Genomic DNA, 15787 nt, shown 5'->3' on the forward strand with positions numbered 1-15787 from the left:
CTGGGCGCACTTGTCGCCCTGACCGCGACCTCCTGTGGCGATACCACTGAGCCGGCGTCGAACGGTGACGAGACCTCCGCCGAGCAGGAGAGCCTGGTGCTCTATTCCGGGCGCAACGAGGAACTGATCCAGCCGCTCATCGACACCTTCTCGGAAGAGACCGGCATCGAGGTCGAGGTGCGCTATGGCGACACCGCCGAGCTGGCCGCCCAGCTGCTGGAGGAGGGAGAAGGCTCCCCAGCCGACGTCTTCCTCGCCCAGGATGCAGGCGCCCTCGGCGCCGTGGCCGAAGCGGGCCTCTTCGAGGAGCTCGACGCCGAGCTGCTCGAGCAGGTGCCGGAGGCCTACCGTGACGCCGAGAACCAGTGGGTGGGCGTCTCCGGACGAGCACGCACGCTGATCTATAACACCGACACGGTGGAGGAGGCCGACCTGCCCGAGAGTGTGGATGAGCTGACAGCGCCCGAGTACGCTGGTCGCGTCGGAGTGGCCCCCACCAATGCGTCCTTCCAGTCCTTCGTCACCGCCCACCGCGAGCTTGAAGGCGAAGAGGCCACTCAGACCTTCCTCGACGACCTGGCCGCGAACGACCCGCAGATCCGCGAGGGCAACGGCGAGATCGTCACCGACGTCGCCAACGGGGTCATCGAGATGGGCCTGGTGAACCACTACTACCTCTACGGCCGCGCCAAGGAGCTCGGCGAGGACCCGGCCGAGCTGAACGTGGCGAACCACCTCTTCAGCGGCGGTGACGTCGGGTCCCTGGTCAACGTGGCCGGAGTCGGGGTGCTGAACTCCGAGAACGAAGCCGCCGCCACACTGGCCGAGTTCATGCTCAGCACCGAGGGTCAGACCTACTTCGCTGAGGAGACCGCGGAGTACCCGATGATCGAAGGCGTGGACGGACCTGAGGGCATGCCGAGCCTCGAGGAGCTCGACGCGCCGGACATCGATCTCAACCGTCTCGATGACCTGGAGACCTCTGTGGAGATGATCGTCGAATCGGGTCTGGTGGGCTGACCCATCACCGCCCCGGCCAAAGCTCCAGCGCGCACCGCCGCCCGTTCCCGCTCCGCAGGGAACGGGCGTGTGGCGGTGCCGCTGTGGCTGCGCGCCGCCGCTGTCCTCGCCACGCTGGTGGCGCTGCTGCCGCTGTTCTACCTCGTCATCCGGCTGGCCCAGTTCCCGCTTCCGGACTTCCTGGACACCGTGTTCAGCGCGCGCAGCGCCCGGCTGGCCTACACCTCGCTGACGCTGACCTTTACGGTCACCGTGCTGTGCCTGGTCCTCGGCGTGGGCCTGGCGTTCCTGGTCACCCGCACACAGCTCCCGGGACGACTGATCCTCGGCGTCGCCGCGGCGCTGCCCCTGGCGGTCCCAAGCTATGTCGCCGCGTTCGGCTGGCAGTCGATGAACGCCCTGATCAACCCGGGCACCAGCTTCGAGGGGTTCCTGGCCGCGGCGATCGTGATCACCTCGGTGACCTACCCCTACATCTACCTGCCGGTGGTCGCCGCGCTGGTCTCGGTGGATCCCGCCCAGGAAGAGGCCGCCCGGGCGCTGGGCCGCGGCCCCATCGACACCTTCTTCAGCGTCACCGTTCGGCAGGCCGCCCCTGCGATCACCGCCGGCACCCTGCTCTGCGCCATCTACGTCATCGCCGACTTCGGCGCCGTCTCGATCCTGCGCGTGGACACCTTCACCCGCGCTGTGTTCACCAGCTTCTCGATGGGCTTCGACCGGCTCGGAGGAGTCGCGCTGTCCTCGATCCTGCTGGTCTTCACGCTGTGCCTGCTCATCCTCGAAGGCCGGGTCCGCCGCACCGGCACCCGCTACTCCACCATGTCCGGTGAGGGGCGAGCCCGCCCCGCCCGCTTCCAGATAGGACGCTGGACGCTGCCGATCCTCGCGCTGGCCTGGACCCCGGTGCTCGTCGCACTGATGGTCCCGCTCTCGGCACTGCTGGTCTGGAGCCTGCGCGGGGTCTCTCGCCCGGGTTCACTGGCGGAGATCGGGTCGGCGCTGCTGAACTCGCTCTGGGCCGCCGGGCTCGCGGCGCTGGCCACCACGGCGATCGCGATCCCGCTGGCCCTGTGGCTGGCGCGGCGGCCCTCGAAGCTCGCTCGGCTGCTGGAACGCACCGCCTACCTGGCGCACTCGCTGCCCGGCGTCGTCATCGGACTCTCGGTGGTGATGCTCGGGATCGCGGTGCTGCCGGCGCTGTACCAGACCATGTGGATGCTGACCCTGGCCTACTGCGCGCTGATGCTGCCGCTGGCCCTGGGCCCGGTGCTCGCCTCCGCGCTCTCGGCGCCCCCGGAGCTGGAGGAGGCCGCCCAGTCCCTGGGCAGCAGCCCCGGCGTGGGCTACCTGCGCGTGACGCTGCCGCTGATGCTTCCCGGGATCCTCTCCGGGGCGCTGCTGGTGCTCCTGACCACGATCAAGGAGCTTCCGGCCACGCTGATGCTGCGACCCACAGGGTTCGACACCCTCGCCACGCGGCTCTGGACCTACACCGGCGGAGAGTCCTATGCGGCCGCCGCGCCCTTCGCCGCGCTGCTGGTGCTCGTCGCCGCGGTCCCCGCCTGGATGATGATTTCGCGACTACTCAAGGAGGTCCGATGACTGCAACGGACATTGACGCCACGGACACTGGCATCACGGACACTGACACCACGATGCTCCAGGTCTCCGGGGTCGAGGTGCGATTCGGCGATCAGCCGGTCCTCCACGACATCGATCTGCGCGTGAAGGCTGGGACGACCACGGCGATCGTCGGCCCCTCCGGCTCGGGCAAGACCTCGCTGCTGCGCGTCATCGCGGGGTTCCTGGCCCCCGAACACGGGGAGGTCCGACTCCACGGCGCGGATGTGACAGAGGTTCCCGCCCATCGGCGCAGCATCGGACTGGTCGCCCAGGACGGAGCGCTGTTCCCGCATCTCGACGTCGCCGGCAACATCGCGTTCGGCCTGCCGCGCGGAACTCCCCGGCGCGAGCGGCGCCGCAGGGTCGCGGAGCTTCTCGAGCTGGTCAGCCTCACCGGTGATCACGCCTCCCGGCGTCCGGACCAGCTCTCGGGTGGTCAGCGCCAGCGGGTGGCGCTGGCCCGGGCGCTGGCCCGCCAGCCGGAGATGATCCTGCTCGACGAGCCGTTCTCCGCCCTGGACGCTGGGCTGCGCGAGAGCACCCGGCAGGCGATCCGGGAGATCCTGCGGATCACCGGGACCACGACGATCCTGGTCACCCACGACCAGGACGAGGCGCTGTCCTTCGCCGATCAGGTCGCGGTGCTCAAGGATGGGCGGCTGCGCCAGATCGGTGCCCCCGAAGAGGTCTACACCAGGCCCTGCGACGTGGAGACCGCCCAGTTCCTCGGCGACGCCGTGCTGCTGCCCGGCCAGCTGACCGGCCAGCTTCCAGAGCCGCTCTCCGGACAGGCTGGGGCGGTGTGGGATTCGTCGACTCCGCTGGGCAGCGTGAACGTGGAGCTGGTCTGCCCGAACCTGGCCATCGCTCATCGGACGGCGAGCGGATCAACGGGGCAGGTGATGCTGCGCCCTGAACAGATCACACTCAGCGAGGAGGGTGTGGCAGGAACCGTGCTCAGCTCCCAGTACTTCGGTCATGACACCACTGCGCTGGTCCAGCTCGAGGGCGTGGAGTCCCCGCTGCGGCTGCGCCAGCTCAACGCGGTGCCCCTGACGCCTGGCACACAGGTCCACCTCGCCGTCCAGGGTGCGGGCGTCTTCTACCCGGCCTTCACCGAGTGCCATGCCTGCTCGGCGAGGCCCGCACGGGTCAGCATCGAGAGACGGGGTGCGACGCTGATGCCCAGCTTCCTCTGACCCGCGCAGCGGGCCAGAGGAGCAGGCACATCCTGCCGAACGGGTCCCCTGACTGTTCGCCCGGCAGTGCTCACAAGGGCCGCGCCACAGCTCGGATGGGTGACCCGTCCATGCCTGGCAGTCGCAGCGGGAGCCCTACGAACTCGACGCGGGCTGGCAGCTGTGTGAGTTGCCTCAGGTTTTCGATGATCAGCCGCCCCTTGCCGAGCACGATGTCGTGCACAGGCAGGCCTTGGTCGGCCGCACGGGTGGAATCGGGATTCAGCGTGTCCACGCCGATGACCCTGGCGCCGAGCTCCAGCAGATGCTCGGCGAGGGTGGGCTCGAGGACCGGGTGATCGAGATACCGTTCGGAACTCCAGTGTCGGTCCCAACCAGTTGCCACCAATACGATGCGGGCATCTCCCAGACCGCCGGCGAGCTGATCTGCGACACTCTCAAGAGTCACGGTGGCCCCTGCGCTCAGCTCTCCGGCGCGAAGCACCATCGCTTCGCCGATGAGGTCCTCCACGTCGATAGCGTCGACGGTGTGACCGCCGGGAATGACATGGGCTGGTGCGTCCACATGGGTGCCGGAATGCGTTCCCAGATGCAACGCGTGCACTTCGAATCCGTCTACGGCGACTGTCGCGGCAGGCTGGATCGACACCTGCGGGTCGCCGGGGAACACCGGCATCCCAGAACTCAGGTCGTGAGACAGATCAGCCCACCGCGACATCTCCAGCCTCCTACTTCTCAGTCGCGAGTTCGAGCTGGTCCGCGAGGTGTCGAGATTCGACGCCCCGGGGTTCAGAGATTCTCGCGATCCTCGTCCACAGCCAGTACATCAAGCCCGAGAACAACACCGTCGGGAGGGCCGCTCCAACGGGAGAGAACCACACGGTCGTCAAGAGCGTGTACAGACCGGCGCCAGTCGCCCAGACAACGATCGCGCCGATGTTCCACCCACCGGTGAACCAGTACTTCCCACCTTTATAGTTCAGAATCTCGCGGTTGTAGCTGCGCCGACGAGCCAAGTAGTAGTCCACGATCATCACGGCGAAGACGGGGATGAACAGGGCGCCGATCGTTGCCAGGAAGTTCGTGAACTGCTCGAGCAGCCCGAGCCAGGTAGAGCCGATCACAGCCACGACGCCGAGCCCGAGCGCAGTGGGAAGGAACGGCAGCGGCCGGCGACGGGGAAACGCGTGCTGAAGCGAGAGCGTCATGCCGTACATGACCATTGTGTTCGTCGCCATGACAGACAGGAACATCACGGCGGCCAGGGGCGCTCCGAACGCAGTGATGATCACGGTCGGATCGAATGCAACAGCCTCGTTGCCCTCGAGCAGGACGTAGGAGATCGCAGTGGCGCCGAGTGCCATCGTGAGAATCGTCGACGTGGTGTAACCAATGGCTGCGCCTGCTGCTCCGGCGCGGACGCTGCGCGCCGTGCGGGTGAGGTCGGCGCTGAGCACCGTCCAGGAGATCGCGGTGGCGAACACGATGTCGAATACGAGCGCGCCGTCCATTCCCAGTGCAGGGTCAATCGCGATGGCGAGGTACTCGGCAGGGGGATGGGTCGAGAAGGCGACGGCAAAGACGTAGATGATGATGCTCACAATGACGAGCCCGAAGAGCGGTTCGATGCGCGCGATTCCGACGTGGCCAAAGATCGCCAGGAACACGACGAACGCCTGACACAGCGCGGCGAACAGGATCGGGTTGGAGTACCCGGTCCACGCGTGAACGAGGTAGTCGACCGAGATGCCGGCGAGCATGGCCTGCACCCACGACCAGCCCATCAGAATGATCAAGTTCGACAGCGAGGGAACGATCGAACCGCGCAGCCCGAAGGATCCCTTTGTAAGTGCCATGGTCGAAAGGCCGGTGCGAACACCCATGACAGCGACAAGGGTCAGGACGCCAGCGCCCAGAACGGTGCCGCAGACGATCCAGAGGAGCGAGTCGCCGAATGAGATGCCTGGAACAAACAGGGTGCCGGTCAGCAGCGTCGTGACGACCAGGTTCGCCGCCAGCCAGATCAGCATGATTCGGCCGCCCCCGAGGGTGCCTCGAAGCGGCACCTGTTCTTCGTCTGGGTCTGCGGTCAAGGTTGCGCTCTGCTGGGAGTTCTTCACAGGGAAGTACCTTCCTCGGTCACCGAGGAAAGGTGTTCATGGACCGCGAGCAGCCCCTCCTGGGTATTTTCAAAGACTATGGTTTCGCGTTCGCGGTACGTCTGGGTCACGCCCTCGACGAGCGCGGTCGTCTCCAGCACGTGCCAGAAGACGCCGCCGCCGGCGAGTACTCGGACTCCTGATTCGAGCGTGCGGCACGCGATGACGCGCCAGCCGGCTTCCTGGAGCTTGCCCCACGCGGCGTGCCAGCTCGCACGGTCAGCGTGAACGGTATTGTCGGGAGCAAATATGAAGGTACATGTAGGAGAGAATCGGCTGAAGTAATCATTTTCATCATTGTTCTCAAACGCCCGCACTATCGCTTCTGCAGCCGACGAGATGTGCTGTGGAAGTAATTCAGTCATTGGATCTACCCCTTCAGTGCGGCACCCGACTCCGCTGTGGGTCGATTGATGTGACGCTCGATACAGAGGTCAGCATGCAACAAGAGTTGTACATGAGTCAACATTGTTCCGCTGCGCGATACGCTGGAGTCTCGGCTCGACGAAAAAGAGGATGAATGCGAAACGTCAATCCCGCCGCGAGCGACTCGCCACCCCCTATTGGTGCGAAGCTTCGTGCCGCTCGACAGGCTCAACACCTCACGCTCGACGTCGTGGCGAAGCAGGCGAATCTCACCAAGGGTTACATCTCGCGTGTGGAGCGTGACGACACATCGCCGAGCGTCGCGTCGCTGATGTCTATCTGCCAGGTGCTGGGGCTGTCGCTGGGTCAGCTGTTCGAGGAGCCGGACAGTGCAATCGTGCGTTTCGACGATGCGCCCTTGATCAACCTGGGGGGAACTGGAGCGGTGGAGCACATGGTCACGCCGCGCGGCCAGTCCCAGGTGCAGGTGATCCACTCGGAGATCGCCAGCGGCGCTCACGGTGGAGAGAATCTCTACACGATCAACTGCAAAGTCGAGTCTCTGCACATCATCCGCGGCGAGCTGCGCATTCGCTTCGCAGCGTCGAGCGAGGTGCTCTACGCCGGGGATACCATCACGTTTCCAGGCAATGAGCCGCATAGCTGGTGGGCGCCGGTGGAGAGCGCGGCGCTCTGGGTGCTCGTGCCTGCGCCGTGGAGCGGGCTCGTCTGATCGATCACCGCTGAGACTGTCGGTTCTTCCATACAAGGTGTCTAATAGAGTACAAATATTCTCTATAACTATTCCTGGCCCGAAAGTGGCGAGAGATCGGATGTACCCATGTCAGCAACGGAATATGTGCAGTTCGATTCGGGGAACATCGGCCCCGCAGATGCGAGCAAGTCGCCCAGGTTCGCGGGAATCGCGACGTTCGCACGGCTCCCCAGGGCAGAGGAGGTCGACCATGTCGATATCGCGGTGGTGGGGGTGCCCTTCGACTCTGGGGTGAGTTACCGCCCGGGCGCACGGTTCGGTCCGGCGCACGTGCGCGAAGCGTCCCGGCTTCTGCGTCCATACAATCCCGCCGCCGATATCTCTCCCTTCGCCCAGGTGCAGGTGGCCGATGCGGGTGACATCTCGGTGAATCCGTTCAGCCTCGACGAGGCTGTCCTCGATATAGAACGCGCCGCTGACGAACTCCGGGCTGGAGGCACGCGGCTCCTTGCGATCGGCGGTGACCACACACTCGCTCTTCCGATGCTTCGTTCAGTGGCAAAGACGCACGGCCCTGTCGCCGTCGTTCACTTTGACGCGCACCTCGACACCTGGGACACCTACTTCGGTGCACCCGTCACCCACGGCACTCCGTTCCGGAGGGCATCGGAGGAGGGCCTCATCGACATGGAGGCCAGTCTGCATGTCGGCATCCGCGGTCCGTTGTACGGCAAGGAGGACCTTCGAGATGATGAGCGTCTGGGATTCGCCATCATCTCGACCCACGACATCGAGGTCGAGGGCGTCGAAATGGCCATCGAACGGATGCACCGTCGCATCGGTGACCGGCCGGTATATCTATCGATCGACATAGACGTCCTTGATCCTGCACACGCTCCGGGCACCGGCACGCCGGAGGCCGGCGGTATGACGAGTCGAGAACTGCTGCGGATGCTGCGCGCCTTCTCGAACACGTCGATCGTCGGTGCCGACGTCGTCGAGGTCTCGCCCCCCTATGACCACGCTCAGCTCACGGCTGTCGCGGGCTCGCATGTCGCCTACGAGGTGATCTCTGCCATGGCGGCGCGTCCCTGATGCGTCGAGCCTCGGTCCGACCGGCGTCCGGTCCGGACTGACACGACAGACGGATACCCCGCTTCGCGAGCTGCAAACTAGGAGATGAGCCATGACACGATCGCACGCCTACCACGTCACGAATCCTGCGACAGGGGAGACGCTGGAAGACTTTCCAGCTGCGACCCCGGAGGAGGTGGAGGTGGCCTTGGCCAAGGCCACAGAGGCCTTCGCCACGTGGAGAAGGACCTCTTTGGAGAGTCGAGCAAGGACAGCCCTGCGCGTCTCAGAGCTCTTCGCCGAACGAATCGATGAGCTGGCGAGGATGATCAGCATCGAGATGGGGAAGCCGCTGAGCGAGGGCGAAGAAGAAGTCGAGTTCGCCTCCGCCATCTTCGCCTACTACGCGGAGAAGGCGGCCGAGCTCACCGCGGATCGGGAGATCGAAAGCTACTCCGGCGGACGAGCCGTCATCGAGCACCTGCCGATCGGTCCGTTGCTGGGGATCATGCCCTGGAACTTTCCGTATTACCAGGTCGCCCGCTTCGTTGCGCCCAACCTGATTCTGGGCAACCCGATAATTCTGAAGCACGCGGAGTCATGCCCAAGATCAGCTCTCGCTATCGAGCAGCTGCTGCACGACGCTGGGGTGCCAGTTGGCGTGTATGCCAATGTCTTCGCCACTCACGAGCAGGTCGCGACGATGATCGCTGATCCACGACTGCGCGGCGTCTCGCTCACCGGATCTGAGCGCGCGGGATCCGCAGTCGCGCGGCAGGCGGGGGCGCACCTCAAGAAGGTGGTGCTGGAACTCGGCGGATCGGACCCCTACATCGTGCTGGATTCCGAGGATGTAGCCGGTGCAGCGGACACCGCGTGGGAGACGCGCGTCTACAACATGGGCCAGGTGTGCAACTCGAATAAGCGGATCATCGTCCACGAAGACATCTACGAGGCATTCGTCGATCAACTGACTGCTCGAGCTGCGGGCCTGCGGCCTGGAGATCCCTCAGACCCGACTCCCGGAACGTATTCGCCGATGTCCTCGGAGGGTGCTGTGCATCTGCTCAAGGAGCAGGTCGACGATGCTGTGTCGAAGGGTGCGCGGCTGCATGCGGGCGGAGAGATCCCCGACTCCTCGGGATTCTACTACTCTCCAGCAGTGCTGACTGGGGTCACACCGGAGATGCGAGCCTACAGCGAAGAGCTCTTCGGCCCAGTCGCCGTGGTCTATCGGTGCGAGAGCGACGAGGAGGCGATCCGACTCGCCAACGAGAGCCAGTATGGCCTCGGCGGTGCGGTCTTCTCCGTGGACGCCGAACGCGCAGCGGCAGTCGCCGCTCAGCTCGAGGTCGGGATGGCCAGTGTCAACACGCCCGCTGCGGAGGGTCCGGAGATGCCGTTCGGGGGCGTGAAGAACTCGGGCTATGGCCGCGAGCTTGGACCGCTCGGCATGGATGAGTTCGTCAACAGACGACTTCTCTACATCGCGGACTGAGCGCCACTGACCACGGTCCCTGATGCTCGGCGGATTCTTCAATGACCAGGTCTGTGAGCAGTGGGACTCTCTGGCTGCGCATCGTCGTCCGGTGCTGAGGCCAGGGTCGGGCCGTATCGGAGCTGACAGAAGTCGCGCAGCCGCTGCGCCATGCTGAACAGCTCCGCGCTTCCGTGATGATCCCGACGCCAGGCTGCATGAAGGTGAAATTGGAGAGCGTAACCCCGTTCGTCAAGAATCCTCAAGGGGTGCAATGCGAAGTGGGCGTCGTCCGAGAGAACGGCGACGCCCCGTCCGGCCGCGGCGAGGGCCTGCGCGAGCCGCCCCTGTGAGACTTCGATGGTGCCGCGCGGTGCGAGGTCGGCGAGGCTCAGCGCGGCGTCGAGGATCTGTCGAGACTTCTGCGCGGCTGGCACGAGGATCAATGCGTGTTCACACAGGGAGGCCAGGTCGATCGCCTCTCGCTGCGCCCATGCGTGGGTCTGGGGAACGTAGGCCCAGACGGGAAGAGCGGCAAGCGACAGCGTTTCATGATCGTCTGCCGGTCTCTGCGGCGTGACGATCAGATCGTAGTCGGAGCTGTTCTGGGTGGGTTCCGGGCTGAGTGAAATCTCGGAGACGTGCGGGGTTGGATCGTGCTGGGAGAAGGTCGCGACGAAGGGGGCGACGATGTCGATCAAGGTGGTCTGCGGCGCGCCGATGGAGACATTGCGCATGCTGCCTGAGGCGAGCGTCTCGGCGATCAGCTCGGCATGGCTGTGCACGCGCAGCACCTCGCGGGTGACCGAGAGGAACTCTGTGCCCTCTGATGTGAGAATCAGTCGGTTGCCCGTGCGGCGGAACAGCTGGAGTCGGAGCTTGCTCTCGAGCTCCCGGATCTGTCGCGAGAGCGCTGGCTGCGTGATGTGCAGGGATTCCGCGGCCGCTGAGACAGTCCCTTCATCAGCGACAGCGGCGAAGTACCTGAGAAGTCGATGGTCCACAACTGACAGTGTGGCATGCTCTGTAGGCATGCCTTGTATCCGCAGCGGGCATTAGACAGTATGGTTCCGGGTGGACGAGTATCAGAGTCACAGATCATTTGATTGCGTCGCCTCAAGGAGCCCTGCATGGAACAGACCCGACACCTCGCGACTGAACTGCCCGGCCCGAAGGCCCAGGCACTCATGGAGCGTCAGCACGCCGCAGTGGCCCGTGGGGTCTCGACCTTGATGCCCACCTTTGCCGTCCGCGCCCAGGATGGAATCCTCGAGGATGTCGACGGGAACAGGCTCATCGACCTCGGAGCAGGCATCGCTGTGACCAGCGTCGGCGCCAGTGCACCCAAGGTGGTCGAAGCGGTGCAGCGGCAGGTCGCTGAGTTCACCCACACCTGCTTCATGGTGACCCCCTATGAGGGCTACGTGGCCGTGGCCGAGAAGCTCGCGGAGATCACCCCCGTCTCAGGTCCGGCACGCACCGCTCTGTTCAACTCCGGAGCCGAGGCAGTGGAGAACGCGGTCAAGATCGCCAGGGCGTACACCGGAAAACAGGCCGTCGCTGCCTTCGATCATGCGTACCACGGCCGCACCACGCTCACGATGGCGCTGACCGCGAAGTCCATGCCCTATAAGCACAGCTTCGGACCCTTCGCCCCGGAGGTGTATCGGGTATCGGGCTCGTACCCCTACCGCGACCAGCTCGATGGCCATACCGCCGCGGCCCGTGCCATCGAACAGCTGGAGACACAGATCCGCGCCGAGAACCTCGCGGCGGTCATCATGGAACCGATCCAGGGTGAGGGCGGATTCATCGTTCCAGCGCCTGGGTTCCTCAAGAAGATCGTTCAATGGTGCAATGCGAACGATGTCGTGTTCATCGCCGATGAGATCCAGACTGGTTTTGCCCGCACCGGTCGTTGGTTCGCCTCAGAATACGAGGACGTGCAGCCAGACATCATCACCACCGCCAAGGGCATCGCAGGCGGAATGCCGCTCTCGGCGGTCACCGGGCGAGCAGAGATCATGGACGCTGCTCACCCTGGCGGCCTCGGGGGGACCTACGGCGGTAACCCCGTCGCATGTGCTGCCGCCTTGGCTGCCATCGAGACCATTGAAGAGGGGCATCTGGATCAGGAGGCGCTGCGGATCGAGAAACTGGTGCGCACCCATCTGGAGAAGGTCCAGCGCCGAGACCCCCGCATCGGGGATATCCGCGGTCGCGGTGCGATGCTGGCCTTCGAACTGGTGGACCCTGAGACGAAGGCTCCAGACGCGGGGCTGACCTCTGCTGTCGCGACCGCAGCGCGCCAAGCCGGGGTCATCGCCATGACCTGTGGGACCTATGGCAACGTGGTTCGACTGCTTCCACCTCTGACCATCAGCGATGCGCTCCTCGAAGAAGGCCTGAGCATCATCACCGACGCGCTGGCCGCAGCCTGAAGCTGCCGGTCACACCTCCAGTCCAGCGCCGCGCATCGCCATCCCGTTCGGATGCGCCGCGGTGCCGATCAGAAAGTCACACAGATGAACACCCCAGACCAGACCCTTGTCACGCAGGACCGCATCCAGGCATTGCTCGCCGCGACCCCCAAGGGGCTGCTGATCGACGGCGCATGGAGGGAGTCCTCCGACGGTGCCACCTTCGAGGTGGAGAACCCGGCCACCCAGGAAGTCATCGCGACGATGTCCTCGGCCACCTCAGACGATGCCCGCGCGGCCATGGACGCCGCCGCCGATGCTCAGGAATCATGGGCGCGAACTCCCTCGCGTGAGCGGGCCGAGATCCTCCGCCGGGCCTTCGACCTGGTCCAGGACCGGGCCGAGGAGCTGGCGCTGCTGATGACCCTGGAGATGGGCAAACCACTCGCCCAGTCCCGGGGAGAGGTCGCCTACGGCGGGGAGTTCCTGCGCTGGTTCTCCGAGGAGGCCGTCCGAGACTATGGCCGCTATGCGGCCACCCCCGAGGGTAATCTGCGCATGCTGGTCACCCGCAAACCAGTCGGCCCCTGCCTGCTGATCACTCCGTGGAACTTCCCGCTGGCCATGGCCACCCGCAAGGTCGCGCCGGCCCTCGCGGCAGGATGCACGATGATCCTCAAACCTGCAGCGTTGACGCCGCTGACCGCGCACTATTTTGCGCAGATCATGCTCGATGCGGGGCTCCCCGACGGAGTGCTCAACGTCGTCTCGACCCGCTCCGCGTCAGCGATCTCCGAGCCGATCATGGGTGATCGCCGGCTGCGGAAGGTATCCTTCACCGGTTCGACACCGGTGGGCAAGCACCTGATGAAGATGGCTGCCGAGAACGTGCTGCGCACCTCTATGGAGCTCGGCGGCAACGGACCGCTGATCGTGTTTGAGGATGCCGATCTGGACAAGGCCGTGGCCGGAGCGATGGCCGCGAAGATGCGCAACATGGGGGAGGCCTGCACGGCCGCGAACCGCCTGTTGGTCCATGAATCGGTGGCGGAGGATTTCACTGCTCGGCTCGCGGAGAAGATGTCTGCGCTGAGGCTGGGTTCCGGAGTCGAGGACGGCGTCGACGTCGGGCCGCTGATCGATGCCAAGGCCCGCGACTCGATGGAGGCACTCGTGGCTGATGCTGTGGCCGGTGGGGCGCAGGTGGTCACCGGAGGCAAGCGCACTGAAGGCGCCGGGTACTTCTTCGAACCGACAGTGCTGCGCAACATCGCCCCCGATGCTCGAGTGCTGCGGGAGGAGATCTTTGGTCCAGTCGCCCCGGTGATCACGTTCCGCGATGAAGCCGAAGCGGTCGCTCTGGCCAACGACACCGAATACGGCCTGGCCTCGTATGTGTTCACCGAAGACATCTCGCGTGGGCTGCGCATCGGAGACCGGATCGAGTTCGGGCTGATGGGTCTCAACGTCGGAGTGATCTCCAACGCGGCCGCCCCTTTCGGCGGGGTGAAGCAGTCTGGGCTGGGTCGCGAGGGAGGAGCCGAAGGCATTGCGGAATACACCAGCACCCAGTACATCGGTGTGGAGAACCCCTGGAGCGCTGTCTGAAGGCTACGGCGCGATGCGGCAACGCGGCATCGGGGAGCCCCCGACCTGGACCCCGGGGTGCCGCGCGGGTCAGTTCCTGAGCGACGACCGTAATGGGCCCAGCAGGACCTCTCTATACAGCCGGATGATTCCGGAGTATCAATGAGGCATGTGGAAGACCGTCCTCGGCTTGGCGCGCTACCCGGTGGTCTTGGCGACCCTGGTCATCGGGATGCTCGGCGGGGCCCTCGAGTTCAGCGGTCAGGGACCTGCGGCGCGCTGGGTGATCTCCGGATTCGCCGTGGTCGTCGCGCTGCTGCAGGCCCGTCGGATGATCACGGATCTGCGCGCCGGAACCTACGGCATCGACCTGCTGGCGGTCACCGCCATCGGTTCCACGGTGGCGGTGGGAGAATACTGGGCTGCGCTTGTCGTGTGCCTGATGCTCTCCGGCGGTGAAGCCCTGGAGAACTACGCCGCCGGTCGAGCTCGGCGGGAGCTGACCGGGCTGCTGGAGAATGCCCCGCACACCGCGCACCTGTTGCGCGGGGACAGCGGCCCCGCAGATGTGCCGGTGGAAGAGGTCAGCGTCGGTGACCGGCTGCTGGTGCGGCCCTTCGAGGTGGTGCCGGTGGACAGTGTGCTCGAGTCCGCCTCGGCGACATTCGACGAGTCCTCGCTCACCGGAGAATCCCTGCCGGTGGAACGCGCTCAGGGCGAGGAGCTGCTCTCCGGGGCTGTGAACGGTGGCGAGGCCATCGAGATCCGCGCCACCGCCAACGCCTCCGAGTCCCAGTACCAGCGGATCATCGAGCTGGTCCGCGAGGCACAGGAGTCGAAGGCTCCCTTCGTCCGGCTCGCCGACCGGGTCGCGGTGCCCTTCACCCTGGGAGCGCTCGGACTCGCCGTGGGGGCCTGGGCGTTCTCCGGCGACCCCACGCGCGCGGCAGAGGTGCTCGTCGTCGCGACTCCCTGCCCGCTGATCATCGCGGCGCCGGTGGCATTCATGGCCGGAATGTCCCGCGCGGCCAGCAACGGCATCATCGTCAAGAGCAGCGGCACGCTGGAACAGCTGGCGCGGGTGAGGACCGCAGCCTTCGACAAGACCGGAACCCTCACCCACGGCAAGCCTGAGGTGACACACGTCCATGCCGTCGGACTCGAACCAGAACGGATGCTCGCGCTCGCCGCGGCAGTCGAGCAGTACTCTTCACATCCGCTGGCAGCCGCCGTGGTCGAAGCTGCCAGCGCGAACGCGCAGGGCGTGCCGAGCGCCGAGGACGTGATCGAGGTGCCCGCCAACGGGGTGCGCGGGAGGGTCGAGGGGCGCGCCGTCGTCGTCGGCAGCGTCCGCTTCATCGGCCGGGAGACCTCCACGACGCCGGACACTCCGCCGGTGGGTCACAGTGGTGTGCACGTGGCCGTGGACGGCACCTACGCGGGGTACATCGCCCTCGCCGATGAGCTGCGCGTCGAGACCCGGGCCACGATGGCCTCGCTTCACCGGGCCGGGGTCAGCACCACGATGATGCTCACCGGCGACGGTGAACACGTGGCCCGCCACATCGCGCAGCAGGCAGGCATCGACGACGTGCGCGCAGACCTGCTCCCCGAGGACAAGGTATCCGCAGTGCAGGCGGCGCACCCGCGCCCGGTGATGATGGTCGGCGACGGCGTCAACGATGCGCCGGTGCTGGCGGTCGCTGACGTGGGAGTGGCCATGGGCGCGCGCGGTTCCAGTGCTGCCAGTGAGTCCGCCGACATCGTGATCACCGTCGATGACCTCGGACGCAGTGCTCGGGCCGTGCACATCGGGCGGCGCACCATGCGGGTCGCCTGGCAGGCGATCTGGATCGGCGTCGGCATGTCGGTGGTCCTGATGCTCATCGCCGCGGCGGGCATGCTGCCTGCCATCGTCGGCGCCTGGCTGCAGGAGGTGGACGATCTCGCCTCCATCCTGTGGGCGCTGCGGGCCATGCGTCCGAGCCGGAGGGAGCGGGCGGAGGCTGCGCAGGTGGCGCGGGAGCTGGAGGCGGCCCGCGGCGGACAGCTCGGCCCCACCGACGCGGCGTCCCACGATGTCTCGAGAAAGATCTGAGAATCCGCGTGAGGATCCTCGGGCAGGTGCGTCCCGCCTAGGTCCG

Annotated in this window: 13 protein-coding genes and 1 pseudogene; 9 read left to right on the forward strand and 5 right to left on the reverse strand. The window is 65.9% G+C overall.

The features are described 5' to 3' along the window. From LTI14_RS12025 to LTI14_RS12035, 3 genes are all read left to right on the forward strand, one after another. Positions 1-1020, forward strand: a 1020-nt coding sequence (locus LTI14_RS12025) for an iron ABC transporter substrate-binding protein (protein ID WP_342357762.1), incomplete at its 5' end; no start/stop codon positions are given. A gap of 69 nt (positions 1021-1089) precedes the next feature. After that, a complete protein-coding gene (locus LTI14_RS12030) occupies positions 1090-2625 on the forward strand; it encodes an ABC transporter permease (RefSeq protein ID WP_241465921.1) in 1536 nt (511 codons plus the stop codon). After that, positions 2622-3845, forward strand: a complete 1224-nt coding sequence (locus LTI14_RS12035) for an ABC transporter ATP-binding protein (protein WP_241471186.1) — start codon at positions 2622-2624, stop codon at positions 3843-3845. Before LTI14_RS12030 ends, LTI14_RS12035 begins: the two co-directional genes overlap by 4 nt. Before the next feature lie 70 nt (positions 3846-3915). On the opposite strand, the gene LTI14_RS12040 is transcribed toward LTI14_RS12035, so the two are convergent. Genes LTI14_RS12040 through LTI14_RS12050 form a run of 3 tightly spaced genes read right to left on the reverse strand, consistent with a single transcriptional unit; the run spans position 3916 to position 6369 of the window. Beyond that, complete coding sequence (locus LTI14_RS12040; protein ID WP_241471185.1) at positions 3916-4563, reverse strand: cyclase family protein; 648 nt, start codon at positions 4561-4563, stop codon at positions 3916-3918. A 10-nt stretch (positions 4564-4573) separates the two neighbouring features. After that, positions 4574-5965 (reverse strand): purine-cytosine permease family protein, encoded by a 1392-nt coding sequence (locus tag LTI14_RS12045; protein WP_342357763.1) that lies wholly within the window; start codon positions 5963-5965, stop codon positions 4574-4576. Continuing rightward, on the reverse strand, positions 5962-6369 hold the full coding sequence (locus LTI14_RS12050; protein ID WP_241465926.1) for a nuclear transport factor 2 family protein: 408 nt from the start codon (positions 6367-6369) through the stop codon (positions 5962-5964). The genes LTI14_RS12045 and LTI14_RS12050 overlap by 4 nt, the downstream gene beginning before the upstream one ends. Before the next feature lie 155 nt (positions 6370-6524). Between LTI14_RS12050 and LTI14_RS12055 the strand changes: the two genes are divergently transcribed. The 3 genes from LTI14_RS12055 to LTI14_RS12065 all read left to right on the forward strand — a co-directional run bounded on the left by LTI14_RS12055 (position 6525) and on the right by LTI14_RS12065 (position 9657). Beyond that, positions 6525-7103, forward strand: a complete 579-nt coding sequence (locus LTI14_RS12055; RefSeq protein ID WP_241476669.1) for a helix-turn-helix domain-containing protein — start codon at positions 6525-6527, stop codon at positions 7101-7103. Between the two features lie 108 nt (positions 7104-7211). Continuing rightward, positions 7212-8180: an agmatinase gene (gene speB / locus LTI14_RS12060; RefSeq protein WP_241465929.1), complete on the forward strand. Its 969-nt coding sequence runs from the start codon at positions 7212-7214 to the stop codon at positions 8178-8180. A gap of 91 nt (positions 8181-8271) precedes the next feature. Beyond that, positions 8272-9657, forward strand: coding sequence for an NAD-dependent succinate-semialdehyde dehydrogenase (locus tag LTI14_RS12065; RefSeq protein WP_241471184.1), 1386 nt, complete (start codon positions 8272-8274; stop codon positions 9655-9657). Between the two features lie 38 nt (positions 9658-9695). Here the strand turns inward: LTI14_RS12065 and LTI14_RS12070 are convergent, their stop codons facing one another. Next, positions 9696-10421, reverse strand: coding sequence for a substrate-binding domain-containing protein (locus tag LTI14_RS12070; RefSeq protein ID WP_241476700.1), 726 nt, complete (start codon positions 10419-10421; stop codon positions 9696-9698). Between the two features lie 48 nt (positions 10422-10469). Then, positions 10470-10670 (reverse strand): annotated as a pseudogene (locus tag LTI14_RS13285) (LysR family transcriptional regulator); the annotation flags it as partial. 96 nt (positions 10671-10766) lie between these two features. Between LTI14_RS13285 and gabT the strand changes: the two are divergent. From gabT to LTI14_RS12090, 3 genes are all read left to right on the forward strand, one after another. Continuing rightward, positions 10767-12077, forward strand: coding sequence for a 4-aminobutyrate--2-oxoglutarate transaminase (gabT, locus tag LTI14_RS12080; RefSeq protein ID WP_241476670.1), 1311 nt, complete (start codon positions 10767-10769; stop codon positions 12075-12077). Between the two features lie 84 nt (positions 12078-12161). Continuing rightward, on the forward strand, positions 12162-13664 hold the full coding sequence (locus tag LTI14_RS12085; RefSeq protein WP_241476671.1) for an NAD-dependent succinate-semialdehyde dehydrogenase: 1503 nt from the start codon (positions 12162-12164) through the stop codon (positions 13662-13664). Between the two features lie 148 nt (positions 13665-13812). Continuing rightward, positions 13813-15741 carry a heavy metal translocating P-type ATPase gene (locus tag LTI14_RS12090; RefSeq protein ID WP_241476672.1) on the forward strand — a complete coding sequence of 643 codons (1929 nt, stop codon included), beginning with the start codon at positions 13813-13815 and terminating at the stop codon, positions 15739-15741. Positions 15742-15787 lie beyond the last annotated feature (46 nt).

Origin of the sequence: Nesterenkonia sp. YGD6 (genome assembly GCF_022565895.1) — a bacterium.
GTDB lineage: Bacteria > Actinomycetota > Actinomycetes > Actinomycetales > Micrococcaceae > Nesterenkonia.

Bases quoted from the DNA above. Each gene is read 5' to 3' on its own strand.
- speB (WP_241465929.1), top strand. From the start codon at position 7,212: ATGTCAGCAACGGAATATGTGCAGTTCGATTCGGGGAACATCGGCCCC.
- gabT (WP_241476670.1), top strand. From the start codon at position 10,767: ATGGAACAGACCCGACACCTCGCGACTGAACTGCCCGGCCCGAAGGCC.
- LTI14_RS12035 (WP_241471186.1), top strand. From the start codon at position 2,622: ATGACTGCAACGGACATTGACGCCACGGACACTGGCATCACGGACACT.
- LTI14_RS12055 (WP_241476669.1), top strand. From the start codon at position 6,525: ATGCGAAACGTCAATCCCGCCGCGAGCGACTCGCCACCCCCTATTGGT.
- LTI14_RS12090 (WP_241476672.1), top strand. From the start codon at position 13,813: ATGTGGAAGACCGTCCTCGGCTTGGCGCGCTACCCGGTGGTCTTGGCG.
- LTI14_RS12065 (WP_241471184.1), top strand. From the start codon at position 8,272: ATGACACGATCGCACGCCTACCACGTCACGAATCCTGCGACAGGGGAG.
- LTI14_RS12085 (WP_241476671.1), top strand. From the start codon at position 12,162: ATGAACACCCCAGACCAGACCCTTGTCACGCAGGACCGCATCCAGGCA.
- LTI14_RS12040 (WP_241471185.1), bottom strand. From the start codon at position 4,563: ATGTCGCGGTGGGCTGATCTGTCTCACGACCTGAGTTCTGGGATGCCG.
- LTI14_RS12050 (WP_241465926.1), bottom strand. From the start codon at position 6,369: ATGACTGAATTACTTCCACAGCACATCTCGTCGGCTGCAGAAGCGATA.